Here is a 25,651-nt window from a genome sequence, read left to right as displayed (position 1 = left end):
CACCTTCTGTCGATCGGTGGTTTCAGCGGCGCGTGGCGACGGGCGCGGCCGGGCCTATCCAGCTGAGCAGTTCGTCCAGCGCCTCGTAGAGGGCTTCGATCTCCAGGACCTCGTTGTAGAGGTACGCGGAGACGCGGAGGATCTCCCCGCCGGCCAGGTCGGTGACCAGCGGCTGCGAGCACATGTGGCCGCTGCGCACCATGAAGCCGTAGGAATCGCTCAGCATGCGGGCGACTTCGCCGGTGGGGACGCCCTGCTCCAGGCGCAGGCTCACGAGTGCGATCCGGTCGGTGAGGTCCGGCGGCCCGACCAGACGTACCCCCGGGCGGGTGAGCGCCCCGCCGACCAGGGCCGAGGCGAGTTCGCGCTCGCGCCGCCGGAGCGCGGGGGCGTCCAGTGACTCCAGGTAGCGGATTGCTGCGCCGGATCCGATGACGGAGGCGATGGCCGGCGTCCCGGCTTCGAACTTGAAGGGCGTGCGCCGGTCCACGCTGCTGTCCAGATCGACCCAGTCGACCATGCCCCCGCCGACCGACAGGGGGCGCAGTCCGGCGAGGAGCCGGCTGCGGCCGAAGAGGACGCCGACCCCGGTGGGGCCGAGCATCTTGTGCATCGAGAAGGCCAGGAAGTCGACGTCGAGTTCGTGCACGTTGATGCGTTCATGGGGCAGGGACTGCGCGGCGTCGAGGACGATGACCGCGTCGGTGGCCGAACGGATCTCGGCGATCAGCTCCGCCACCGGGTGGACGACACCGGTGACGTTGGAGCAGTGCGTGAGCGCGACCACGTTCGGCCGGCCGCGCAGCAGTTCGCGGAAGTGGTCGCGGTCGAGTCTGCCGTGGTCGTCGACCCGGGTCAGCGCGAGGCGGCCGGCCCGCCGCCACGGCAGCATCTGCGAGTGGTGCGCGTCCATGCACCCCACGATGTAGGCGTCCGGCTCCAGGTCCAGTCCCTGGGCGACCAGGTTCAGGGCCTCGCTCGTGTTCCGGGTCAGCACCACCTCGTTCGCGGCGGCGCCGAGGTGAGCGGCGATCGCCACCCGGGAGGCTTCGTACGCGTCGGAGGCCTCCTCGGACAGCCGGTGCTTGCCGCGGTGGATGTTCGCGCCGTTGGTCTCGTAGTACTCGGTGATCGCCTCGATGACGGGCCGTGGCTTCAAGGTCGTGGCCGCGTTGTCCAGGTAGGAGATCGTCTGCCCGTCGATCTTCCGCCGCAGGGCCGGGAAGTCCTCCCGGAGGTTGTCTGGCACGGTCATCGCACACCTTCCGCGGATATCTCGGAGACGCAGGGCTGGAACTTGCCGCTGCGCTCGCTGGCGATGTAGTCGACGGCCTCGATGCGCACCGGATTCGGTGTCAGGGCCTCGGTCAGGCGGTGGGCGAGCGCGGCGATGCCGTCGGTCGGCGCCTTGGTGTCGGGGATGTACCGGAAGGTGCACGCTCCGGTGCGGTCCTGTTCCAGCTTGTAGACCTCGATGCCGGGGGCGTCGCCGACCGCGGCGTCGACGGCGCCCGGCGTGACGACACGGCCGTCCGCCAGCTGGATCATGTGGGTGGCGCGGCCCTCGATCCGCACCAGCGGCAGCTCGCTGCCGCAGCCGCAGGGGCTGCCCACGGGCGTGAAGTGGTCCCCCGTGGCGTACCGGATGCGGGGGACGAGGGCGTCGTCCTTGGTGGTGACGTACAGCTCGCCCGTCTCGCCGTCCGCGACGGGCTCGCCGTCGCGGATGAACTCCACGTGGAAGTCCTGGTCGTTGATGTGCCGCATCCCGAGGTGGCACTCGAATCCGAGGTAGCCGAGCTCGGACATGCCGATCATGTCGCCGATCGGCAGGTCCGGGCCCATGAAGTCCTCGATCTGGCGCCGCGCCACCCGTGTCATGAGGGTGTATCCGCACACCATGTGCAGCCGGCGCGGTGAGGTGATCTTGCGGCCCAGCCGCCGCGCCCACCGGGTCAGGAAGGCGAAGTGCGTCGGGTCCACCACCAGCAGATCGGGTTCGTAGAGCTCGAGTTCGTCGAGGGCCTTGACGATCTGCCACTCCGGTGTGGCCAGGAGGTCGTGGGCCACGGTCAGCACCAGGGTGCCGTCTGCGAGGATCCGGTCCTCCATGGTGGAGAATCCCGTCGCGCACTCCACGTCCGAGCAGTTCGGCGGAGCGAAGCGGCAGATCCTGGGCCGGCTGCCGGGACGCCACAGCTCGTCGAAGCGGCGGTTCACGCCGAGCGCGGTCGCCTGCCTCCTTGCCAGGTCGTAGGACAGGATGGCGCTGTTCAGCCGCTCGCCGGAGGTTCCGGAGCTCTGGAATCGCATGACATGCGGGGAGTTGAGGGTGTAGCCCTTGGCCAGTACACCCGCGGGAAAGTTGCGCCGGTAGTGGGACTTGGAGGTGGGCGGCAGCCGCCGGAAGTCCGCCAGGCTCCGGATGTCCTCCGGCCGCAGACCGCTGGCTTCCATGTGTGTGCGGAAGAAGACGGTGTTGCCGAACGCGTAGGCGATCTCTTCCCGCACGGCTTCGAACGTCGTCGAGTCGTTCATGCCATGGCCACCAGGACGGTGCGGGACCCGGTGTAGGGGTTCCTGCCGTGCGAGAACTGCTCGTTGTCGACGATCATGATGTCGCCGGCCTGCCAGGGCAGGGCGATCTCCTCCGCCGCATAGGCCGAGCGGATCTGCGCCAGATCCTCCGGGTCCAGGGGCGTGCCGTCACCGTAGAGAGCGTTGCGGGGCAGTTCGTCCTCGGCGAAGCTCTCGCGCAGCTCGCGCTCGACGTGCTCGGGAAGCGAACTCACATGGAACAGGTTCGCCTGGTTGAACCAGACCGTTTCCCCGGTCGCCCTCGCCTTCACGGTGGCCTGCACGACGTGCCGGGTGCGCAGCCGCTCGCCGCCCAGCCACTCCGCTTGGATGCCGTGCCGCCGGCAGTAGGCGTCGACTTGGGCGCGGTCCTCGGTCTGGAACGCCTCCTGCCAGCTCAGGTCCATGCCGTGGCCGAAGTTGCGCACGTACATCACGCCGTGCCGCTCGAAGCGCTCACGCGTGGCCCGGGGCAGCCGGGCGTGGACGCGGGCACTGTCCGCGATGGGCGTCTGGCCACCCGTGGCCGCCGGGACGACGCAGGTGAGGAACAGGGTGGCCGGCCAGGAGTCCGTGTACGACATCTCGTTGTGCTGGGGGATGGTCTGGTCGGCCGGGTACTCCGTCGACGTGAAGACGTTGCCGTCGACCCGCCGACGAGGCGTGGAGCGGTTGTCGTAGTCGCGCAGCCCGCCGTCGAGCCCGGTGGCGAGTTCGGCCAGGCCTGTGGCGTCCAGCGGCGCGAAGCCGCGCAGCAGGACGGCGCCGTGCTCGTCACGCAGCCGGGCCAGGGCGTTCCCCGAGCCCGCCAGCCACTCTCGTGCGTCGAGGCCGGTGAGAGTCGGTGTGACGGACACCGCCCGCGCCCCGTCGACGAGCGCAGCGACGCGGACCAGCGCCTCGCTGCTGACCGCGACGGACTTCCGGGTCCGTGTGAAGCGCCCTTCGGCGCCGTTACCTGTCGTCTGGGTCAACACGCGTCTGCTGCCTTCTTCTCGAGGAGCTGGTCGATGAACTCGGCGAGTTCCGACACGACGGGGAACTCGAAGAGGTTGCGCAGCTTGAAACTCACCTTGAAGTCGTCCCGCAGCCTGGCGATCAGCTGAGTCGCGAGCAGCGAATGCCCACCGATCTCGAAGAAGTCGTCGTCGGCACCCACCTGACGCAGCAGCAGGAGCTGCGCGACGGTGTCGGCGACCCGCCTCTCGGTCTCGGTCCGGGGTGCGACGTAGGCGGCGGATCCCTGGGTGTAGAAGCCTGGTTCGGGAAGCATCGAGGCGTCGACCTTCCCGGTGCTGGTCAGGGGGAAGGCGTCCAGTGCCACCAGGTGGGCGGGCAGCATGAAGTCCGGGAGTCGCTCGGCCAGGAACTCGCGGAGCCACTCCGCGCTGCCGCGGCCGCCCTCGGCGTCGATGAGGTATCCCACGAGGTGGGCGCCTGTGCTCTCACCGGCCTCCACGACCAGACTGCCCGTCACGCGGGGGTGCTGGCGCATGACCGCCTCGATCTCGCCCAGCTCCACCCGGAAGCCGCGCAGTTTGATCTGACGGTCGACGCGGCCGAGGAACTCGACGGTGTGGTCGGGCAGGAGGCGTGCCTTGTCACCCGTGCGGTACATGCGCCCCGACGGGTCCGGGCTGAACGGATCGGTGAGGAAGCGGTCCCGCTGGTCGTCGGTTGCGGACAGGTAGCCGTGCGACACGGACGATCCACCGATCCAGAGTTCGCCGGGCACACCGGCCGGCAGCGGCCGGCGCCTGGAGTCCAGGACGTAGGCGCGGGCGTGCCGCATCGGGGTGCCCAGCGGGACGCTGGAGGCCAGGGCGGTCAGCTCGTCGGAGGAGGTGGCCTGCCCGCAGAGCACGCCGACGGTCGTCTCGGTCGGGCCGTAGTGGTTGTAGAGCCTGCAGTCGCCCAGGTAGTCCTTGAACAGGTTGTACCAGCCCCAGCCGAACGGCTCGCCGCCCGCGACCAGGGCCTGGTGCGGCATCAGCCGCTCCGGTGCCTCGGCCACGGTGAAGACGGCCTCCAGGTGCGAGGGGGTGATCTTGAGAAGGTCGTAGCTCTCGTGGGAGAGCAGCTCGGCGAGTGCCTGCGCGTCCGCGGAGACCTCTGGCGCGACGACCAGGAGCTCGCCCCCGGTGACCAGTGGCGGGAACAGCGCTGTGTTGCCGAGGTCGGTGCCCAGGGTGCTCAGGGCGACCGAGTCGATCGGGCCGGTCAGTTCCAGCCGGTCGAGTACACCGTCGAGGTAGGCAGCCAGGTGCCCGTGACCGACCACCACGCCCTTCGGCGCGCCGGTGGAACCCGAGGTGAAGATCACGTAGGCGGGGTCGTCGTCGGTGGTCGCCACGTGGGGGGAGTCGCTCGCGCGGTGGGCGCACACCGTCAGGTCCGCGTCCAGGAGGACGGTGTCGCAGTCCTCCGGAAGGGTCCGGACCGTTTCAGCGGTCGCCACGGCGTGGGAGAGACCGACCGCCTCGATGACCGCGGACCGGCGCTTGACGGGCAGGCTCGGGTCGATGGGCACATACCCGGCCCCGGCCTTGGCGATCGCCAGCATGGCGACGACTGCCAGGTCGGAGCGTTCGAGGCAGAGACCGACCAGTTCGCCGGCGCGCACACCGCGCCCGGACAGCTCGTTGGCCAGCCGGCCTGCGGCCTCGTCGAGTTGGCGGTACGTCCAGGAGCGGGTGGCCGTCCTGAGGGCTGTGGCGTCGGGGGCGAACCGCGCGGTCCGCTCGACCTGGCGGTGCCAGTGCTCCGCGGGTGGCTTCGGCGGCTGCGCAGGATGGGTGGCCGCGACGAGTTCCCGCGCGGCGTCCTCGTCCAGCATGGCCAGGTCGGGCACGGCGGCCCCCAGATCGCCGCCCAGCGCCGACAGGGCGGCGCGCAGGCAGGCAAGCAGCGCCTCGGCACCGCCCTTCGCCATGCCGAGGGCCTGGTGGCGCAGGGTGAGGCGGATCTCCCCGTCCAGGACCTGCGCCGCGAGTGCGACCTTGTGGGCGTCGTCGGACGGTTCGATCCACAGGTCGCGCACGGCCGGCTCCTGCGGCGGGCCGAACGCGGTGACGTCGTGGAAGGCGAACCCGGGTATGGCGGCGGCGTGTTGGCCGGCCGGGTCCAGGGAGCTCTCGTCCGCCTGCTCGAAGGTGTCGAGCTCCAGGTCCACCGATCGCAGCAGATCGGTCAGCGTCGTCTCGTCGGAGACCGCGGCGAACACCGGCGCGGGCGTCTCGAACAGGCCGATCGATGTCCGAAGCTCCGGGAACGGCCGACGGGTGAGCAGCGCGTCGACCGCAAGGCGCTCCGGCCGTCCGGCGGCGTGCCACAGGGCGACGAGCCAGCCGGTCAGCAGAACGCTGCGCAGACCGCCGTCGCAGTCGTCACCGAGGCTTCGCAGCCGCTGTGCCAGGGGCCCGGGGACCGTCCACCGCAGGTCGGCGAGGGCCGTGTCGTCGGAGAGGAGTTCGAGCGGCAGGTTCAGCGGGGGCAGCTCGGTCAGCCGGGCCGCGCGGTCGGCCGCGAGCTCCTTCTGGCGCGGGCTGGCCTCCCCCTCCTCGAGCTGCCACTGGGCGTAGTCGGCGTACTGGACGATGCCGTCACGGCTCCACGGGGTGCCGTGCAGCCGCGCGGCGCAGGCCTGCCGCAGGTCCCGGAGGAAGACCTCGGCCGAGAGGGCGTCCATGCTCATCCGCGGCGCCGACACCACGAGTGACTGCTGCCCGTCGGTGTGGGTGAAGAGGGTCAGGCGCAGGGGGTCCGCGTCCTCCTCGGTCGTCTGCGCACGCGTTTCCTCCTGTACCAGAGCGCTCAGCGCGGCCTCGTCGCCGGAACGTTCCGACAGGTGGAACCGCGGACGGTCCTCGATCACCATCAGCACGGTGCTGTTCTCACCGAGCACTTTGCGGTAGACGGTGCGCAGGCTCTCGTGCGCCGACACCACGTCGTGCACCGCGCGTTCCAGCACCTCGCGGTCGAGCGGGGTGGCGAGGCCCGCCCGGGCCACCGTACGGCCGGCCCGTCCGCCGGCCACGAGCGTCAGGACGTGCGCCTGCTGCTTCGACAGACGGAAGCCTTCCCAGGCCTGGGACTTCAGTTCTGCTCCGGCTCGATCCACAGCTGCCCCTTCGTGAACGTGTTCCATGTGTTGACTGCGTCCGGACCGAGGTATTCGGCAGCGATCTGCCAGAAACCCGCGTACTCGGCCGGGAGGTTGAGATGGGAATGGCTGACCTGCTGCGGCATGTGCGCCAGGACGTCGCCGAGTTTCATGCGGAGGAGGTCTTCGAATTCATCCCGGTCCAGCGGAATGTCCTCGCCGGTCCGCCGGTCCTTCAGGGCCGGCTCCCCTTTCGGGCGCATGATGTTACGGAAGCTCTTGCCGAGCGACGCGTAGTTCATGACGGAGAAGGTGTGGATCATCTGCTCCACTCGCGGTCCGACGACCGCTCGGACCTCGACCCGCCTTTCGTCCGGAATGGACTCGACATTGTCGTTGTGCAGCCCCTCCGTGCCGTAGACGCCGTGGAACAGTCCGGCGAGGCACACGTGCTCCCCGGCCTTCATGTCCTGGAGGATGGTGCAGGCCCGGAACATGTGGTCCAGGAGGGTCTCGTCCTGGTGCGCGATCTTGTGCAGGCCCAGCCGCACCAGGTCGCTTCGATATCGTTCGGCGTCAAGCATTCAGCATTCCTCGATTGTCCTGCGGTCGCCGCTGCGACCGGATGTCGTTCCATGACCGCTTCTTCCGTGTCTCTTCCTTGCCTTCCCACAGGTTTTCCAGAGTGCGGTTGACAAGGCTGAGCCTCGTGTCCGGTTCGTTGGACAGGAGTTTCACCAGCTCGCTCAGGCAGCGCGTCAGACGGCGGACGGTGGAATCGGAGAAAAGGCCGACACGGTAGTCGATTCCGCCCGTCATTCCCCCTTTCTCGTCGGCTACGAGCGTGAGCTTGATGTCGTGCACCGACAGAAGGAATTCCGCGTCGATCTCCTCGGCGCGTACGCCGGGGAGGTCCCAGTCGGGCAGCGGGACGTCCTCCAACAGGAACCAGGTGCGGTACACCGGTGCCGATTCGCCCGAGCGGCGTTCTGGCCTGATGGCCTGGACAACGTGGTCGAAGGGCACGTCCTGGTTCGCGTAGGCCTCCAGCGCCCTCTCACGGACCTCCCTGAGCACGTCCGTGAAGGTGGGGTCGCCCGTGAACCGCGTCCGGATGGCGAGGCTGTTGACCAGGAACCCGATCGTGCTCTCCAACTGCGGGTGGGCGCGGTGGCCGGCCGGGACGCCCACGATGATGTCCTGCTGGCGGCACCACCACTGGAGCAGCACCTGCCATGCGGCGAGGTACCCCATGAACGTGGTCGCGCGTTCGGCCGTGCACACGTCCCTGAAGCCGGCGGCCACCACGGGGTCGACCGCGAGCGGCGCGCGGGCCCCCTCGATGACCTCGGAGTCCTCGACCGTCCCCTCGGTGGGAAGGGCCAGCACGGGCAGCGGAGCGGCCAGTTCGCGGCGCCAGAAGTCGATCTGGTCCCGGAACGCCCCCGATCGGGCCTGCTCGGCCTCCCACCGGGCGACGTCGGCGTAACGGACACCGGGTTCGGGCAGGACGGACGCGTTCTGGCCGCGGTAGAGCGCGCTGATCTCACGGACCATGATCGAGGTCGACCAGGCGTCCCAGACGATGTGGTGCACGGAGACGACCAGGACGTGCTCCTGCGGGGCGACCCGCAGCAGCCGCACCCGGAAGTGGGGTCCGCTCGCGAGGTCGAAGGGGGTGCGTGCCTCCTCGGCGATCACCCGCTCCACAGCGAGCTTCTCCGGGTCGTCGCACACGTCGATGACCTGGAAGTCCAACGGCTTGCCGGTGCCGGGCATCTGGTGGGGGGCGTCTGCGGCCGCTTCGAACGACAGCGACAGCACGTCGTGCCGGTCGACGAACGTGTCGAAGGCACCGCGCAGGGCGGTCACGTCGAGCGGACCGGTGAGACGGAACGGCTGGACCAGGTTGTACGTGGTACTGCCCGGGACCAGCTGGTCGTGGAACCAGAGGCGGGCCTGGGCGGCCGTCAGCGGAACCAGGGCCTCACCGTCGTCCGTGCGGACGGGCCCGGACACCGAACGGGACGTGCCGCCGCCGTCCTCGGAGTCGATCGCGGCCGCGATGCGCTCCAGCGTCGGGTTGTCGAAGATCACCCGGATGGGGATGTCGACGTCGAGGGCCTTGCGCAGCCGCACGACCGTGCGCATGGCGGTCAGCGAGTCGCCGCCGAGCTCGAAGAAGTGGTCGCGCCGGCCGACCCGTTCGACCTTCAGCATGCTCTTCCACACCGCCGCGACGACCTTCTCGACCTCCGTGGCCGGTGCCTCGTACACCGTCGGCTCGTCCAGCTCGTCCGGCACCACGAGGGCCTTCCGGTCGACCTTGCCGTTGGCCGTGAGCGGAAGCCCGGAGATCCCGAGGACGGTCTCGGGCACCATGTAGCCCGGCAGCTTCGCGGCGAGGAACTCCCGTACGTCCGACGGGACCCGCCCGCCCTCCTGGGGCACGACGAACGCGATCAGCCGCTTGGCTCCCTGCGGGCGGCCGTGGACGACGGCCACCGCGCCGCGCACGCCGGGATGCTGCAGCAGCGCCGTCTCGATCTCCCCCAGCTCGATGCGGTACCCCTGGAGCTTGACCTGGAAGTCCTCGCGCCCGAGGAACTCGATCTCGCCGCTGGGCAGGAACCGCCCCAGATCGCCCGTCCTGTACAGGCGTTCGCCCGTCACGGGGTGCCGCACGAAACTCGCAGCGGTCTTCGCCTCGTCGCGCAGATAGCCCTCCGCCAGGCCGGCCCCGCCGATGTGGAGCTGCCCCGGGACACCGGTCGGACGCGGACGCAACGCCTCGTCCAGGACGTGGAACGTCTGGTTGCGCATCGGCCGGCCGTACGGGATCGACGGCCAGTGGGCCGGCACCTCGCCCACGGGGTGGAGGATGGACCAGATGGACGCTTCCGTGGCACCGCCGAGGCTCACGATCTCCGGCGTTCCCAGGACCCGCCGGATGCGCTCCGGCAGAGTGACGGGGAACCAGTCGCCGCTGAGCATCACCAGCCGCAGCGCGTCGCTGTGCGCACCGCCCACCGTCATGTGCTCGACGAGCAGTTCCATCAGCGCCGGCACGGAGTTCCACACGGTGACCCCGGCCCGTTCGGCCAGGTCGAGCCAGACCGCCGGGTCACGGTGCGAGGCCGGGTCCGGGACGACGACGGCGCCGCCGACGGCCAGGGGAGCGAAGATGTCGTAGACCGACAGGTCGAAGCTCAGCGACGACAGGGCCAGCGTCCGGTCGTTCTCCCCCACCGCGAAGCGGTCGTTCACGTCGACGACCGTGTTGAGGGCGCCGCGGTGGCTGATCATCACGCCCTTGGGCACACCGGTCGAGCCCGAGGTGAAGATCACGTAGGCGAGGTCGCCGGCGTGAGTGGCCGGCCGGGCGGCGGGCAGCGCGCCCGGGTCGCAGGGCAGCGTGTCCACGGGGAACACCGTGCCGTCCGGCCCCAGCGGCCCGGTCAGCCGCCCGGCGATCCACGACTGGGTCAGCACGGCCCGGACCTGTCCCTGGGCGAGCAGGAAGCGGATCCGCTCCTCGGGCAGCTCCGCGTCCACCGGCAGGTACGCCGCACCCGAGGCCAGGATGCCGAGCACCGCGGCGCTCTGTTCCCAGCCCTTCTCCATGACCACGGCGACCAGATCGTTCGGCCTGATCTCCAGCGCGGTCAGCCGGGCGGCGATCACCCGGGCCCGGCCGGCGAGCTCGCCGTAGCTCAGTGTCCGGGTCTGCGTGATCACGGCCGGACGGTCCGGAGCGCGCTCCGCCATGGCGAAGAACGGCTCGTGGAGCAGGCCCGAGGGCAGGTGGCCCGCCGTCCGGTTGTACTCCTGCCGCGCCACCGCGTCCGCGGTCGGCAGGAGCGACGGCAGGGGCAGGTCCCACCGGGCCTCGTCGTCGGCCAGCCACCGCAGCAGGTCCAGGGTGGCGCCGTGGATCGCGGCGACCAGTCCGTCGGGGAAGAGCTCGTCGACCGCGTCGATGTCCAGGGCCAGGGAGCCCTCCGACTCGAAGACCTGGGCGTCGATCCACACCTGCGGCGTCTGGGAGATGCTGAACACCTCCCGGCCGATGCCGGTGTCCTGGCCGTGGTCGAGGAAGAGACTGGTGAACACCGCCGGCATCGCCGCGTCCGGACGCACCTTCTTGATCTCTCGCAGGACGCGGACACCGCTGAACAGACGGTGGTCGATGTCGGTCAGCAGCTGGTCCCGCACCGCCCGCGCCCGCTCGCCGAACGAGCCGGTGCCGGCCGTGTCGACCTCCAGCAGCGTCACCGACGTGAAGTCGCCGACGACGGCATCCACGCCCGGGTGAAGCGGAAGCCGGTTGGCCATGGGCAGGTTGAGCGTGAACCTGCGGTTCGTGGCCCAGGTCGCCATCGCCTCGCTGTAGGCCGCGAGGGTGAGCGCGGTGGGGGTGATGCCGCGGCGGGCGGCGACCGCCTTGAGCCGGCTCCAGCGCTCCTCGTCCAGCGTTCCGCTCACCCGGCTGAAGCGGGGCGTGTCGATGGTGCGCGGCTCGCGGGCCAGCGGCAGCTCGGGGGCCGGGGCGAAGTCCGGCACCCGCTCGCACCAGTACGCCTGCGCGCGGCGGTACAGGCCGGTCTCCTCCAGGCTCTGCTCGGCCAGGACGTAGTCGCGAAAGGAGAGCTGGAGCTCGGGCAGGTCGACGTCCGGGTCCCGGTACAGGTCGGCGAGCTCGTGGAGCAGCATGTTCGAGCTGCGGGCGTCGGTGATCAGACCGTCGATGCTGTAGTGCAGGCGGGTACGGTCGCCGTCCAGCAGGGTGGCGCGCAGCTCGAACAGCGGCCATCGCTCGGGCGCGAAGACCTGGTGGGACATGGCGTCGCGGGTGGTCTCCAGGGCTTCGCGCGCCTCGTCGTCCGGCCGCCCGCGCACGTCCTGGGTGACGATGACGTAGTCGGGCACGTCGGTGAGGATCCGCTGCTCTCCGCTGGGCAGCACGATCGCGCGGAGCATGCCGTGCCGCCGGATGAGCCGCCGGAACGCGTGCTCGAGCCGGGGCAGGTCGAGGCCGGTGACCTCGAATTCCTCGTAGCCGTGCATGCCGACGTTGCCGATGTCGAAGACTCCGGTACGGCCGATCCAGTAGGCCTGCTGCACATCGGTCAGCGGGAAGGGCTCCGCCTCGGCGGCCGGGTCGGCCAGGGCGACCGGCAGCGCGGTGGGGGCGCCGTCCCCGCACTCGTCGCGCGTCTCAGCCAGCTCACGCGCCAGACCGCGGATGGTCGGCGACTCGATGAAGGTGCGCAGCGGGACGTCGACGCCGAAGAGGACACGTACCCGGGAGACGAGCTGGGTGGCGAGCAGCGAGTGCCCGCCCAGCTCGAAGAAGCTGTCCTCGGGGCCGATGGCAGGGGCGCCGAGGAGGTCGGCGAAGACTGCGGCGACCTCCCGCTCGATGGGATCCGGGTAGTCGGGTGCGGCGGTCTTCGCCGGCTCCCGCGTCACGGGCTCCTGCGCCGCGCTCTGCCCGGTAGCACAGCCGCAGCCGCCGGCGGCTGCGGTGAGCGGCGGGTCGATCCAGCACCGCTCGCGTTCGAAGGGATAGGACGGCACCACCGTGCGGTGCGGCCGGGCCCCGCCGGCCGGCGCCTCCCAGTCCACCGCTACGCCCTCGCACCACAGCTCGCCGACGGCCGACAGCAGTTCCGGCCCGTCGGTCCCGGCCGTGGCGGGCAGGCACGCCACCGCGTCGACGCCCGCGGCCCGGGCCAGCCGGGTCAGCACCTGACCCGGACCGGCCTCCAGGAGCACCGCCCCGGTGTCGCGGACGGCGGTCAGGGCGTCGTCGAAGCGGACCGTGGCACGGATCTGCCGTGCCCAGTACGCGGGGCTGGTGGCTTCCTCGTCGGTGATCCAGTCGCCCGTCACGTTCGAGACGAACGGGATGCGCGGCGGCGAGAGCCTCACGCGGGCGGCCTCTTCCTCGAACGCGGCCGCCGCCGTGTCCATGAGGCGCGAGTGGAACGCGTGGGAGGTGCGCAGCCGCTTGGAGACGATGCCGCGACCGGCGAGCCGCGTCTCGAAGACGGTGATCGCATCGGCCGAGCCGGCGACCACACACTCGCGCGGTCCGTTGACGGCGGCCAGGTCCACGCCGTCGAGCAGCGCCGCCACCTCGCTCTCCGGCAGCGGGACAGCCGTCATCACGCCGGCCGGCGCGGACTGCATGAGCCGGCCGCGCACGGCAACCAGACGCAGCGAGTCCTCCAGGGACATCACTCCGGCGACGCAGGCGGCCACCAGTTCACCAAGGCTGTGTCCGACCATCGCAACGGGGCGCACACCCCAGGACTCCCAGAGCCGGGCGAGCGCGTACTCCAGGACGAACAGCGCCGGCTGCGCCACGGAGGTCTGGTCGACCGTCGCCCCGTCGCCGGAGTCCGGGCCGTCGAGACCGAGCACCGGCCGTACGTCGACGGCTTTGTCGGTCAGCGACCACAGCAGGGACGCGGCACGGTCGGCTTCCGCCCGGAAGACGGGCTCCTGTTCGTAGGCCGCCCGGCCCATGCCCACACGCTGGGCACCCTGTCCGGGGAAGCCGAGGACCACCTCGCGGTCCTGCGACGGGCCGGCCGCGCTGTGCCGCGCCGGGAGGCCGGCGCCCAGCGCCTCGGCGGCCTCGCCGACGCCGCCGGCGACGACGAAACCTCGGTGCGCGAGCCTGCGGCGGCCTCGCTGCAGGGTGTACGCGACCTCGTCGATGCGCTCATGCGGGTTCGCCCGGAGGTGATCGGCGAGCCGGCTGACGGCCGTCGCGAACGCGGTGGGGGTCGCGGCGGAGACCGGCAGGACGTGCCGGGTGCGGCCGGTGGGGGCGGGCGTACGCGCGGGGGCCTCTTCCAGGACGACGTGGGCGTTGGTGCCGCCGATGCCGAACGAGCTGACGCCGGCCCGCAGACGCTCCCCCTCCCACGGCACCAGGGCCGTGTTGACGTAGAAGGGGCTGTCGTCCAGTCCCAGTTGCGGGTTCGGCTCGGTGAAGTGCAGGGACGGCGGAAGCTGCCTGGCGCGGAGCGAGAGAACCACCTTGATGAGGCCGACCGCACCGGCCGCCGTGTCCAGGTGCCCGATGTTCGTCTTCACCGAGCCGAGGGCGCAGCTGCCGGCGGGGCCCGTGCCGAAGACGCTCTTGAGCGCGGCCACCTCGACGGGGTCGCCCAGCGGGGTGCCGGTGCCATGGGCCTCGACGTACGAGACCGTGGACGGGTCGACGTCGGCGACGGCGAGCGCCTCCGCGATCACGTCTGCCTGGCCCTCGACGCTGGGTGCGGTGAACCCGACCTTGCGCGCGCCGTCGTTGTTGACGGCGGACCCCCGGATCACCGCGTGGATCACATCGCCGTCGGCGAGGGCGTCGTCGAGCCGCTTGAGCGCCACCACGGCGGCGCCGCTGCCGGCCACGGTGCCGTCCGCCGCGGCGTCGAACGCGCGGCAGTGGCCGTCGGACGACTTGATGCCGCCCTTCTCGTGAAGGTGTCCCCGCCGCTGCGGGATCACGGTGGCGCCGCCGGCGAGCGCCACGTCGCACTCGCCGTTGTTCAGGGACTGGCACGCGGTGTGCACGGCGACGAGGGACGTCGAGCACCCCGTCTGGACGCTGACGCTCGGCCCCCGCAGGTCCAGCTTGAAAGAAATACGCGTCGGCACGAAGTCCTTGTCGTTGCCGAGGGACGTCTGGAACTCACCCACCCGTGCGACGAGATCGCCGTTCGGCAGCAGGTTGTGGTGCAGATAGGCGCTTTCGCCGACACCCGCGTAGACGCCGGTGACCTTGTCCGTCGTGCCCGGGGCGCACCCCGCGTGCTCCAGGGCCTCCCAGGCGCACTCGAGGAGCAGCCGGTGCTGCGGGTCGAGCATCTCGGCCTCACGTCGGGAGAAGCCGAAGAAGGCCGCGTCAAAGCCCTCCATGTCGCCGAGCACACCGAGCCGGCGCACATAGTCCGGCCGGGCCGCCTCGTCCGGTGCGACGCCTGCGGCGAGGAGTTCCTCGTCGGTGAACGTGGTGATCGACTCGACGCCGTCGCTCAGGTTCCGCCAGAAGGCGTCCAGGGTTTCCGCGCCAGGACATCGCAGGGCCATGCCCACGACGGCGACCGCGCCGGCGGGCGTTGCGCCGTCGTCCAGGATGTCGTTCGTCATTCCTGTCTCCAAGATGTCGGAAGTCACCGCGCGGTCCTCCGCGGTGCCTGTGCGCGCGAACGCGCCTTGCGTGCGACCGCCCGGCGGCGTCCCGCGTCACCCGCCGTGGCGGGGCTGCGTCCCTCGTCGGCGAGGTGCCGGGCCAGGCTCCGGACTGTGGGGAACGCGAAGAGGTCCACCACGGGGATCTGCCGTTCGAGCCGCTCCGTCAGCCGGGCCTGCACCCGCAGCAGGAGCAGCGAGTGCCCGCCGCACTCGAAGAAGTTGTCCTCGGCACCCACCTGCTCGACCGCCAGGACCTCGCTCCACACGGCGGCGACCAGGCGTTCCAGCGCGCCGCTGAGCGGGACCCGGGCAGGGGGGGCGGCCGCTCGGGAGGGGGGCGGCAGGGCGCGCCGGTCGGTCTTGCCGCGTTCGCCCCGCGGCAGCGCGTCCATGAGGACGATCGAGCCGGGCACCATGTACTGCGGCAGCTTCCGCTCGAGATGCCCGCGCAACTCGGCCTCCGTGACAGCGCCGCAGAGGGCGGCGTAGCCGACCAGCTCGGGTCTGCCGGGAACGTCCTCGCGCAGGAGGGCCGCCGCGTCCGTGACGCTCGGGTGTGCGTTGAGGGCGGCCTCGATCTCGCCGAGCTCGATGCGGAAACCACGCAGCTTGACCTGGTGGTCGTCGCGGCCGAGGAACTCCAGCGTCCCGTCGGCGGCCGCGCGCGCCCGGTCGCCCGTGGCGTACATGCGCTCGCCCGGAGGTCCCCAGGGGTCGGGCAGGAACGAGGCCGCCGTGCGCCCCGGGTCTCCCAGGTAGCCCAGGGAGACCCCGGGGCCCGCCAGGTACAGCTCGCCGTGGGCGCCGTGCGGGAGCGGCCGGAGGCGTTCGTCGAGCAGGTATGCGCGGACACCGGGCAGGGGCCTGCCGATGGGGACGGTCGTGGCGCCGTACGACTCCCCCGGGCCGGGTTCGTACAGGGTGGCCGTGATGGTGGTCTCGGTCGGGCCGTAAGCGTTCAGCCAGCGCACTGCGGTCGGCGCAGCGGCCTGCCACTGCGCGAGCCGTCCGGCGTCGACCCGCTCGCTGCCCACCACGACGAGCCGGAGGGTGGGGCAGGCGGCGGGCGGGTACCGGTCGAGCTCGGCCGCCCATTCGTGCCAGTACGACGCCGGGAGATTGAGCACGCTCAGCCGCTCCCGTCGGACCAGCTCGGTCAGCTCCGCGATCCCGGGCACCGGCCCCGCCGGGGACAGGACGACGTGGCCGCCCCGGACGAGCGTGGCGAAGAGCTCCTCCGCCGCCACGTCGAAGGCGGTGGAGGCGAACTGGAGCACTCGGTCGTCGGGGTGCAGGCCGTAGCGGTCCGCGACCGTCTGCAAGGTGTGGGCGAGGTTGGACTGGCTCACGCACACCCCCTTCGGGGTGCCGGTGGTCCCCGAGGTGTACAGGACGTAGGCCGTCGCCGCCGGGGCGGTGGCGCAGGGGGCGGTGTCCGGGTCGGGTCCGTCCGCGTCCAGCGCCTCCTCGGCGAAGACGAAGGGAAGGTCACCGCATGCGGGCCGGCCGGTCGCCGACGAGCCCACCACGAGGACCGCGCCCGAGTCCGCGAGCACCTGTTCGAACCGGTCCTGCGGGGTGGTGACGTCGACCGGGACGTATGCGGCCCCGGCCTTCATGACCCCGATCAGCGCGGCCGGCCACAGGACGCCGCGCGCCATGCGCACGACGACGGTGTCGCCCGGCCGGACGTCGCGGGCGCGCAGACGGGCGCAGATCCTGTCGGAGTGGGCGTCCAGTTCGGCGTAGGTGAGGGACCGGCCGTCCTGGCTGACCGCGGTGCGCTCGCCCCAGCGGGCGCAGGACTCGGCCAGGAGCCGCACCAGCGTGTCCGTGGCCGTCCCGGACGTCGGGTGGGGGCCTGCCACCAGAGCCTCCAGCTCGGCCGCGCCGAGTACGGACAGCTCGTGGAGCGGTGCTTCGGGGGCGGCCAGAGCGGACTCCAGCAGGGCCGTGAGGTGGCCCGCGAGCCGTTCCACGGTCGCCCGGTCGAACAGGTCGACGTCGTACTCGATCGCACCGCGCAGAGCCCCCGACTCCAGCGAGGACTCCTCCCACACCAGGGTGAGGTCGAACTTCGCCACCGGGCTGACGGACTCGTGCACCGTCATGGACAGCCCCGGCACGACGACGGTGTCTCCCGGCACGTTCTGCATCGCCATCATCACCTGGAACAGGGGCGTCCAGCTGGGGTCACGGGGCGGCCGGACGGCCTCCACGACCTGTTCGAAGGGGACGTCCTGGTGCTCGAAGGCGCTCAGCGCGCTCTCCCGGACGACCGCGAGGAACTCGGCGAACGTCTGCTCCTCGTCCCAGCGGGAGCGCAGCACCAGCGTGTTCACGAAGAACCCGATCATGTCTTCGAGTTCCGGCCGGGTCCGGCCGGACACCGGCGTGCCGACGCTGACGTCCCGGACCCCCGCGTACCGGCCCAGCAGCAGCGTGAAGACGGCGAGCAGGGTCATGAAGCGGGTGGCCCCGAAGCGTCGGCTCACCTCACCGAGCCGGGCGGTCAGTTCTCTCGACAACCGCACCGGGACCGTGTCGCCGGCATGCCGGGGGCAGGCGGGACGAGGGCGGTCGGTGGGCAGGTCGAGAACGGGCGGTGCGCCCGCCAGGCAGTCGGTCCAGTAGCCGAGCCGTCCGTCCTGACCGGGATCGTCCAGGAGGGCCCGCTGCCAGACGGCGTAGTCGGGGTACTGGACCGGGAGCGCCGGCGGCGGTTCGGCCGTGCCGGCGAGCTGCGCCCGGTACAGCGCCACCAGGTCGCGCAGGAGCACGCCCACCGACCAGCCGTCGCAGACGGCGTGGTGCATCGTCACCAGCAGGACGGAGTGCTGCTCGTCCAGACGCAGCAGGCGGAAGCGGACGAGCGGGCCCTGCGAGAGGTCGAAGGGGAGCAGGCACTCGGCCCGGGCGCGCTCGGCCGCCGTCCGGGTCCGCGCGGCCTTCGGCAGACGGCTGAGGTCCTCGCTCTCCAGCGGGACGGCACGGGCCTCGTCGACCACCTGGACGGGATCGCCGGCCTCGGTCCCCACCAGCCGGGTGCGCAGTGAGGCGTGGCGCCGCACCAGTTCCCGCAGGGCGCCGCGCAGGGCCGTGAGGTCGAGGGCCCCCGTGAGCGTCACGGCCAGGGGCACGTTGTAGAGCGGGCTGCCGGGGTCGAGCCGGTCGAGGAACCACAGGCGCTGCTGGGCGAAGGAGAGGGGCTTGGGGCCCGGTCCGGCGGGGAGCAGGGGTGATGCGGCGCGCGTGGAACGGGCCGCCGCGGCGCGCCGCGCGAACGCCGACACGGAGGGCGCCTCGAAGATGTCCCGGATGCCGAGCACGGTGCCGAGTTCGGCGGCGACGCGGGTGACCGCCTGGGCCGCGAGCAGTGAGTTCCCGCCGAGCACGAAGAAGTCGTCGTGCGCGGAGATCTCCGCCACCCGCAGCAGCTGCGACCAGACCCTCGCGACCAGCTTCTCGCTCGCGCCCCGCGGCGGGACACGGCTCCCGGACCGCACGCCGTCCCGCTCGTCCGGCTCGGGGAGCGCTTTGAGGTCTGCCTTGCCGTTCGGGGTGACCGGCAGCTCGTCGAGGGGCACGTACCAGGTCGGGACCATCGCCGCGGGAAGCCGCTGCGCCAGGAACGAGCGCAGGACCCGGGGCTCGGCCCGCACCCCGCCGGTCATGACCACATAGGCGGCCAGGGCCCGCCGCTCGTCTTCTCCCTTCAGGGCTACGACCGCCTCGCGCACGCCGGGACACGCACGGAGCACGTTCGCGATCTCGTCCGGCTCGATACGGACCCCGCGGAGCTTGACCTGGGAGTCGGCTCGTCCGAGGTACTCGAGGACGCCGTCCTCTCGCCAGCGGACGATGTCCCCGGTGCCGTAGAGGCGTTCCCCGTTCCCGAACGGGGACGGCACGAACCGCTCCGCGGTCAGGCCGGGGCGTCCGGTGTATCCGCGGGCCAGTCCCGGACCGCCGATGTGGAGCTCACCGGGCAGACCGATGCCGGCGTGGCCGCCTTGGGGGTCCAGGACGTACAGGTCGGTTCCGGCGATCGGCCGGCCGATCGGCACCCGCGCGTCGGCGTGCGGGGTGCCGATGTCGTGGCAGCTCGCGATGGTGGTGCCCTCGGTCGGGCCGTAGGCGTTCACCAGCCGGACGCCCTCGGCCGCGTTCCGGACCGCCCGCACCCTCCGCGCGTCCGCGGCCTCGCCGCCGAAGAAGAGCGTGCGCAGCGGCCGGAACATCGCCGGGTCCGCGTCGGCGCACTTGTGGAACAGGGCGGTGGTGAGCAGCATCGAGGTGATCCCGTCGGCCTCGATGCGCAGGCGGAGCGCCGGGGGCGAGAGGACGTCGTCCTTGGGGACGCCCACCAGCCGGGCGCCGTTCAGCAGCGCCCCCCAGATCTCGAAGGTGGCCGCGTCGAACGAGGTGTTGGCGACCTGGCCGACCACATCGAAGGAGTCCCAGCCGAGGTAGTCGGTGTCGCGGACCAGGCGCACGATCCCGCGGTGGGTGATGGTGACGCCCTTGGGGAGGCCGGTCGAGCCGGAGGTGTAGAGCACGCAGGCCTGCTGGTCGGGATGCGGCGGCTGGAGTGGCGCCGGTGCGACGGGCCGCGGCCGCAGTTCGCCGACCCGGACCACGGGCACATCGCCTCCGAAGCAGACGTCGCGGTCGGCGATCACCAGGCGCGCCCGGCTGTCCGCCACCATGTGGGCCAGCCGTGCGTCGGGATGCCCCGGATCGAGCGGCACATAGGCGGCGCCGGCCATCAGCACCGCCAGCATCGCGACGACCAGCGAAGCCGAGGGCTCCATGGCGAGTCCGACGGCGCTCTCCGCCCGTACCCCGTGTTCCAGGAGGGCCCCCGCCAGGCGCTCCGCCCGGGCATGGAGCTCTCCGTAGGTCAAGGTCGCGTCCCGGAACACCAACGCCACGGCGTCCGGGGCGGCCCGGGACCGCTCGCGTAATGCCTCGACCACGCTGATGGCGGCCGTCCGTACCGGTTGTGTTCCCCACGCGGCGAGCAGCGCCCGCTCCTCGGCGGACGTGTGCACGAGCCGGTACAGGGGCGACGTGGGCGAGTCGAGGGCGGACTCCAGCAGGGCCGTGAAGTGGTCCGCGAACCGTTGCGCCGCTGCCCGGTCGAAGAGGGCTGTGTCGTACTCGATCGTGCCGCGCAGGGTGCCGTCCGGTGACGGCCCGTCCCAGAGCAGGGCGAGGCCGACGTCGAGGCCGGGGGGCAAGGTGGCGGGGTAGGCGTCGCGCATCGCCGTCATCAGCCGCGACCGCGCCGTCCCGGCACAGTCGTCTCGCTGGTCCGGGCGCTCGGCGGCGTCCCGCAGGCCGTCCCGGACTCCGGTGAGGAACTCCCCGAAGGCCCGCGTGGGCTCCCAGCGGGAGCGCAGCAGCAGCGGGGCGTTCGCAAGAGCCCTGGGCGACACGCCGACGCTGACGTCGGCCGCTCCCTCGTAACGGCCGGCCAGCAGGACGAACACGGCCGTCAGCGTCGTGAACCGGTCGGTGTCGTGGGCGGTCGCGACCCGGTCCACACGCCGTGCAACCGGGTCGCCGAGTGCGATCCTCACCGAACCGCGCGGTTCACCGCGCGTCGAGGACCGCAGGCGGTCGGTGGGGCATACGGGCGACGAGGGCGCTTCGTCGGACCGGTACCGCTCGTGTGCGATGTCCGCCACGTCGGGCTTCTCCTTCGAAAGGGCATGGCTCACCGGGGACGGAGCCGGGGTTTCGGATCGGGCCTGCTCGCCGGACGGGATGTCTCAGGAGGAGCTGACCGGGCTCGGCTGCGCCGGCCCGTCCACCTGCTCGGGCAGGTGCCGCATCGCGCGCACCGGGGAGAGGAGTACGACCAGGGAGGGCACGAACAGTCCGACCGCCGAGACGACGACCGTCTCGCGCAGGCCCCAGACGCCGGCCAGGGCACCGCCCATCAGGGAGCCCAGCGACAGGGTTCCCCAGGACAGGGAGCGCACGGTCGCGTTCACCCGGCCCTGCAGATGGTCGGGGGTGATCGACTGACGGAAGCTGATCACGGTCACGTCCCACACGGGAATGCCGAAGAACCCGATGAAGGTGGCGAGGCCGGCCAGCGCGGCGGAACCGAGGGAATTCCCGTGCACGGCGGCCAGCAGGAGAAAGCCGACGCCGGGCAGGGCCACGGCGGCCGCCAGGGTCGCGCCGATGCCCAGCCGGGCGTTCAACCGCTCGGACAGCAGGGCACCGACGAGCCCGCCGACGCTGCCGACGGCCACGATCAGTCCCACCGCCGTCGAAGCGAGTCGCACCTCGCGGATGAGGTAGAGGAAGTAGACGGCCATGACCGAGCTGAAGAACAGGCTGAGAAAAAAGACCGCGGCGGTGCACCAGCGGAGCAGGGGGTTGCGGCCGACGACGGCGAATCCCTCGCGCAGTGAAGCCCGGACCGACTGCTTGCCCTGGGCGTCCCGGTCGGCCGGGGGCGCGGTGTCCGCAGGCAGCCTGGTCAGGGCGAGAGCCGAGAGCAGATAGCTCACGGCGTCGATGGCGATCACCAGGGGGGCGCTCATCACGCCGATCAGTCCCCCGGCGATGCCCGGGCCCGCGACCTCGGCGGTCGAGGCGGAGGCCTGCAGCTTGCCGTTGGCCTCCATCAATCGCTCGCGGCCGACCAGTCCGGGGAGATAGGACATGTAGGCGATCTCGAAGAAGACGGTCATGACGCCCACGAGGAAGGTCACGACGAGAAGCTGGGGGACCGTCAGCACGTCGAGCACGTAGGCGGTGGGGATCCAGGCGAGCGCGGCGAACCTGATCGCGTTCGCCGTGATCAGGATGGGCCGCCGGGCCCGCCGGTCCACCAGGACACCGACGAAGAGTCCGAACAGCAGGAAGGGGAGCGTCTCCAGGGCGCTCAGCAGGCCGGCCTCCATCGGTGACGCGTGCAGGACGACGACCGCGGTGAGGGGCAGTGCCACATAGGTGATCTGTGTGCCCAGGAAAGAGATCGACTGGCTCGACCAGAACACGGCGAACGGCCTGTTCCGGAAGAGGGAGCCGGGCGGTTGGGGTGCCTCCACGGCAGACCTCCGGTGTCGGCGGGAGCGAGATGGGGGGAGGGAGAGGAGGAGTGGGCAGCATGGCTGGTGGCCGTCACTCCACAGGTGGACGTCCCGCGGAAAGGCGCAGGCTCAGCGGCCTCATGTCCGTCCAGTGCGCGTCGACGTAGGCGACGCACGTCGGCCGGTCCGCCGGGCCGTGCACGACAGTCCAGCCGGCGGGCACGGTGCAGTGGTCCGGCCAGAGCGCGTGCTGCCCTTCGCCATTCACCACCACGACCAGACGGCCCCCGGGATCGTCCAACGCGTTCACCATCGGTTCACTCCTCCCATGCCCGATCGTCCCAGCGGCGTGCCACAGCAGACCGCTTCACGGGACTCACGTTGTCACATCGATGGCATCACCTTTCCATGACGCACAGACTTTTGGCAACCCTTGTCAAATGTTGTGCCTGACCGCTAGCGTGACGTCACGTCCGACTCGGACACCACGGCAGCGACGCTCTCTCCGCGCTTCACGAGGGGATCCCCTGGCATGCGATGTTTACACCGACTCTGCGCCGTTCTCGGTCTGGTCGCGGTCATCTTCGCCGTTGGTTACGGCATGACCGGGACAGGGAAGCCAAGCCCGACCTGGACGGCCTCACAGGCAGGCTCCGGAGGTCCCGCGATCGACTGGCCGTGACCGCCGGTCCCCCCGAGGTCCCGCGACGGACATGCCGGAAAGTTGCCAACCCGACCCCAGGGTGTTTACCAAAAATTGACAACTGATCCGGCAACTGCCAAACTGTCGGTGACATGGGGGTGGAGAGAGCCGCGACCAACGGCTCTCCCCGCCCCCATACCCATTGGCAAGGAAGGATGGAGCGGTGTCCGATCGGTCAGACTTCGGCAAGCGACTGCGAACACTGAGGCAGGAACGAGGCATGTCCCAGGCGCAGTTGGCCGGTGACGAGATCTCCGCCGGCTACCTATCCCGCCTGGAGTCCGGTGCGCGACCGCCCACCCCCAAGATCATCAGCTATCTCGCCGAACGGCTCGGTGTGTCCCCGTCCGCCTTCGACGGCCCGCCGGCCGCGCACGAGGCACCGGTCGCGGACCTGGTCAGAGCGGTCACCGCTGACGGCGACGGCCAGGCGGGCGAGTTGCTGGAACGCCTGACACACCACCAGACCGGTCTGTCCCTGCCGTTGCGGTGGCTGGCCCTGTGGTCGCTGGCCGGCATCCGGTCGCAGGGCACCACGCACGAGGCCCAACTGCCCCTGGCGCAGGAGCTGCTCCAGACCGCCGAGGAGTGCGGCATCCCCGAGCTGCGTGTCCGCTCCCTGGTCCTGGTCTCCCGCCTCCACCGCTCACTCGGTGACATGAAGGCGGCCAACGCCTGTGCCGACGACGCCTACTCCACCGCGATCGGACATGACGTGCCCAGAGCCGACACGGTACGCGCGCTCATGGTGCTGATCTCCACGGAGGCCGAGGAGAGCCGGCTGCACGACGCACTGCGGTACGTGGCGGACCTGGAGGTGCTCTCGAAGCACACCACGCGGGCCCTGCGCGTCGAAGCGCTGTGGACCGCGGCCAGCGTGTACGTCCGGCAGGGCAACCACCCGGCCGCCGCGGACCGGCTGGCCGAGGCACTGGCACTGAGCAGCAGCGCCGACGACCTCCGGCTGTGGATGCGGCTGCGCTTCGCCGCCGCGTCGCTCTACCTGCAGATGCACCCCTGCCGGCTCTCCGACGCCCAGCAGATCCTCAAGGAGACCGAGCCCGCACTCGCCCTGGTCGGGGACGCCAGGCAGCACCTGGAGTTCCGCACGATCCGCGCCCACGCACATTTCCAGGCAGGGGAACTCGACGCGGCGCGCACCCTGTGCGAGGAGATCCGCCCTGACGCAAAGAAGCTCGAGTTCCGCGACATGATCCGGTTCGAGGTACTGATCCATCTGCTCGACATCATCTCCGGGCAGGTGGAGGCCGGGGTGCGCGCCATCGAGGCGCTGGCCGACCAGGCGCACGAGGCGTCCAACATGGATCTCGCCGCGCAGATCTGGAAGAACCTCGCGGAAACCCTGGCCTTCGTCCAGTCGGCGAAGTCAGGCCCCGGGGCAGTCCATTCATAGTCCCCGCCTCACAGCCCCCACCTGGTCCCCGCCCCCGCAGTCCGCCCGCCCCGCTTTCCGCTGCGCGGCGGGACGGGCATGCACCAGGGACTTCAGCGAAGGAGGACAGAGGCGGGTTCATTCCTGAGCTGGAGGAAGCACAGTGATCACCGATCCCGCCCCGGCCACCCGCCGTCCGCACACCGCGCGTACACCTCATGCCGCAACCGCCCTCCCCCCGGCACGCCCCGCGCGTCCCGGTGCGCGCACCGCAGCCGGCCAACGGACGCCCCCGCCCTCGCCGGCACCAACCACCCTGGACGCCCTGTTCACCCAGGTGGCCCAGCGCCACCCGGACGCTGTGGCCGTCCAGGACGCCCGAGGCGAACTGCGTTTCGCCCAGGCCGAGTCATGGGCCGCACGGCTGGCATCGGTCCTGGTGCACAGGGGAGTCCAGCTCGGCGATCCCGTGATCATCCACTGCGACGACCACCGGCAGGCGCTCATAGCGCAGTTGGCCGTCCTGAAGGCGGGAGGCGTCTGTGTGCCCGCCACCCACGGTCTCGGCCGCACGGAACTCCGCGGCATCGCCGCGGTCAGCGGCGCCTCGACCATCCTGTGCAGCCGTTCCACCCGGGACGCCTGGCCACGGCGGCACACCGCCTTCCCGCTCGACGACGACGAGACCCGCCGCCGGATCACCGCTCAGCGGCCGGAACCCGCACTCCCCCTCTCACACCCCAGGGAAGCCGCCTACCTGCTCGTCCGCAACGGCCGCCGGCACAGGTTCACCGGATACCTGGTCGACCACTACGCCTGGCGACTCGCCGTCGCCGAGCGGATCCGCACAGCGGGCCCCGCTCCGCACCGGGTCTTCGTGGCCGGCCCGCCCGCCGGCCGGCCGGCGCTGTCCGCGATGTGGTGGGCGTTCGCCGGCGCAGCATCACTGCGCACACTCCCCGGCACAAGAACCCCCGCACACCACAACGGGACACCCTCCGCCGCCGTGTTCAGCCCCGAAGAGTACGACGCCCTCGTGGACGTCCTCCCCGTCCGACCACGGCTCGTACAACTCATCGGCCAGCCCGTGCCCCACGACCTCGTGACCCGGCACTTCACAGCACTGCCCGGCACCCGGCTGCGAGCCGACTTCGCCCCCGCCGACGGCGCCCTGCCCTGGACATCCCACGAATTCACACAAACCCACGCCACGACAACCCGCACAGACACACCCGGCACTCCCGGACCCCACATACAAGTAAGCGTGATAGACCACCAAAACCAGCCCCTCACGGACGGACAGACAGGCGAAGTATGCGCCACCGGCCCCGCACTCCCCTTCGACACCCTCCACCACCCCCGACACACCCCACCGACCCCCCAGCACACACCACTACTGCACTCCGGAATAACCGGACGACGCCTGCCCAACGGCACACTCCAACTCACCGAACCACCCACAACAACCACCTGACCCACCCCCACCACCCACCACCACACGCACAAAAAACCCCCACACCCCCCAACACACCACACACACCCCCCCCACCACCAAAAACACAGAACCCCCCACCACCACCCAGCCCCCCGCCAGCCCGCACCACTACACC

At 71.3% G+C, this 25,651-nt stretch carries 11 protein-coding genes; 2 read left to right on the top strand and 9 right to left on the bottom strand.

Annotated features, from left to right (window positions below; all coding sequences use genetic code 11):
* Positions 1-22 precede the first annotated feature (22 nt).
* The 9 genes from ACWC1K_RS32835 to ACWC1K_RS32795 all read right to left on the bottom strand — a co-directional run bounded on the left by ACWC1K_RS32835 (position 23) and on the right by ACWC1K_RS32795 (position 22,258).
* Positions 23-1,255 (bottom strand): aminotransferase class V-fold PLP-dependent enzyme, encoded by a 1,233-nt coding sequence (locus ACWC1K_RS32835; protein ID WP_450836571.1) that lies wholly within the window; start codon positions 1,253-1,255, stop codon positions 23-25.
* Positions 1,252-2,538: a phenylacetate--CoA ligase family protein gene (locus ACWC1K_RS32830; protein WP_450836570.1), complete on the bottom strand. Its 1,287-nt coding sequence runs from the start codon at positions 2,536-2,538 to the stop codon at positions 1,252-1,254. Before ACWC1K_RS32830 ends, ACWC1K_RS32835 begins: the two co-directional genes overlap by 4 nt.
* On the bottom strand, positions 2,535-3,554 hold the full coding sequence (locus tag ACWC1K_RS32825; RefSeq protein WP_450836569.1) for a TauD/TfdA family dioxygenase: 1,020 nt from the start codon (positions 3,552-3,554) through the stop codon (positions 2,535-2,537). The genes ACWC1K_RS32830 and ACWC1K_RS32825 overlap by 4 nt, the downstream gene beginning before the upstream one ends.
* A complete protein-coding gene (locus tag ACWC1K_RS32820) occupies positions 3,548-6,697 on the bottom strand; it encodes a non-ribosomal peptide synthetase (RefSeq protein WP_450836568.1) in 3,150 nt (1,049 codons plus the stop codon). Before ACWC1K_RS32820 ends, ACWC1K_RS32825 begins: the two co-directional genes overlap by 7 nt.
* The gene (locus ACWC1K_RS32815) at positions 6,673-7,263 is read right to left on the bottom strand and encodes a DUF6817 domain-containing protein (protein WP_450836567.1); all 591 of its coding nucleotides are present in this window, start codon (positions 7,261-7,263) and stop codon (positions 6,673-6,675) included. The genes ACWC1K_RS32820 and ACWC1K_RS32815 overlap by 25 nt, the downstream gene beginning before the upstream one ends.
* On the bottom strand, positions 7,256-14,845 hold the full coding sequence (locus ACWC1K_RS32810) for an amino acid adenylation domain-containing protein (protein WP_450836566.1): 7,590 nt from the start codon (positions 14,843-14,845) through the stop codon (positions 7,256-7,258). Before ACWC1K_RS32810 ends, ACWC1K_RS32815 begins: the two co-directional genes overlap by 8 nt.
* 23 nt (positions 14,846-14,868) lie before the next feature.
* Positions 14,869-20,583: an amino acid adenylation domain-containing protein gene (locus ACWC1K_RS32805; protein WP_450836565.1), complete on the bottom strand. Its 5,715-nt coding sequence runs from the start codon at positions 20,581-20,583 to the stop codon at positions 14,869-14,871.
* 84 nt (positions 20,584-20,667) lie between these two features.
* Entirely contained in the window at positions 20,668-21,963 is a 1,296-nt protein-coding gene (locus tag ACWC1K_RS32800) for an MFS transporter (RefSeq protein ID WP_450836564.1), read from the bottom strand.
* A gap of 73 nt (positions 21,964-22,036) precedes the next feature.
* Positions 22,037-22,258, bottom strand: a complete 222-nt coding sequence (locus ACWC1K_RS32795; RefSeq protein ID WP_450836563.1) for an MbtH family protein — start codon at positions 22,256-22,258, stop codon at positions 22,037-22,039.
* 553 nt (positions 22,259-22,811) lie between these two features.
* On the opposite strand from ACWC1K_RS32795, the gene ACWC1K_RS32790 reads away from it, so the two are divergent.
* Entirely contained in the window at positions 22,812-24,062 is a 1,251-nt protein-coding gene (locus ACWC1K_RS32790) for a helix-turn-helix domain-containing protein (RefSeq protein ID WP_450836562.1), read from the top strand.
* A gap of 142 nt (positions 24,063-24,204) precedes the next feature.
* Positions 24,205-25,515 (top strand): AMP-binding protein, encoded by a 1,311-nt coding sequence (locus tag ACWC1K_RS32785; RefSeq protein WP_450836561.1) that lies wholly within the window; start codon positions 24,205-24,207, stop codon positions 25,513-25,515.
* The last annotated feature ends 136 nt before the right edge of the window (positions 25,516-25,651 follow it).

Source organism: Streptomyces sp. NPDC001492 (genome assembly GCF_053597275.1).
This window is presented reverse-complemented; position numbering and strand designations above follow the sequence as displayed.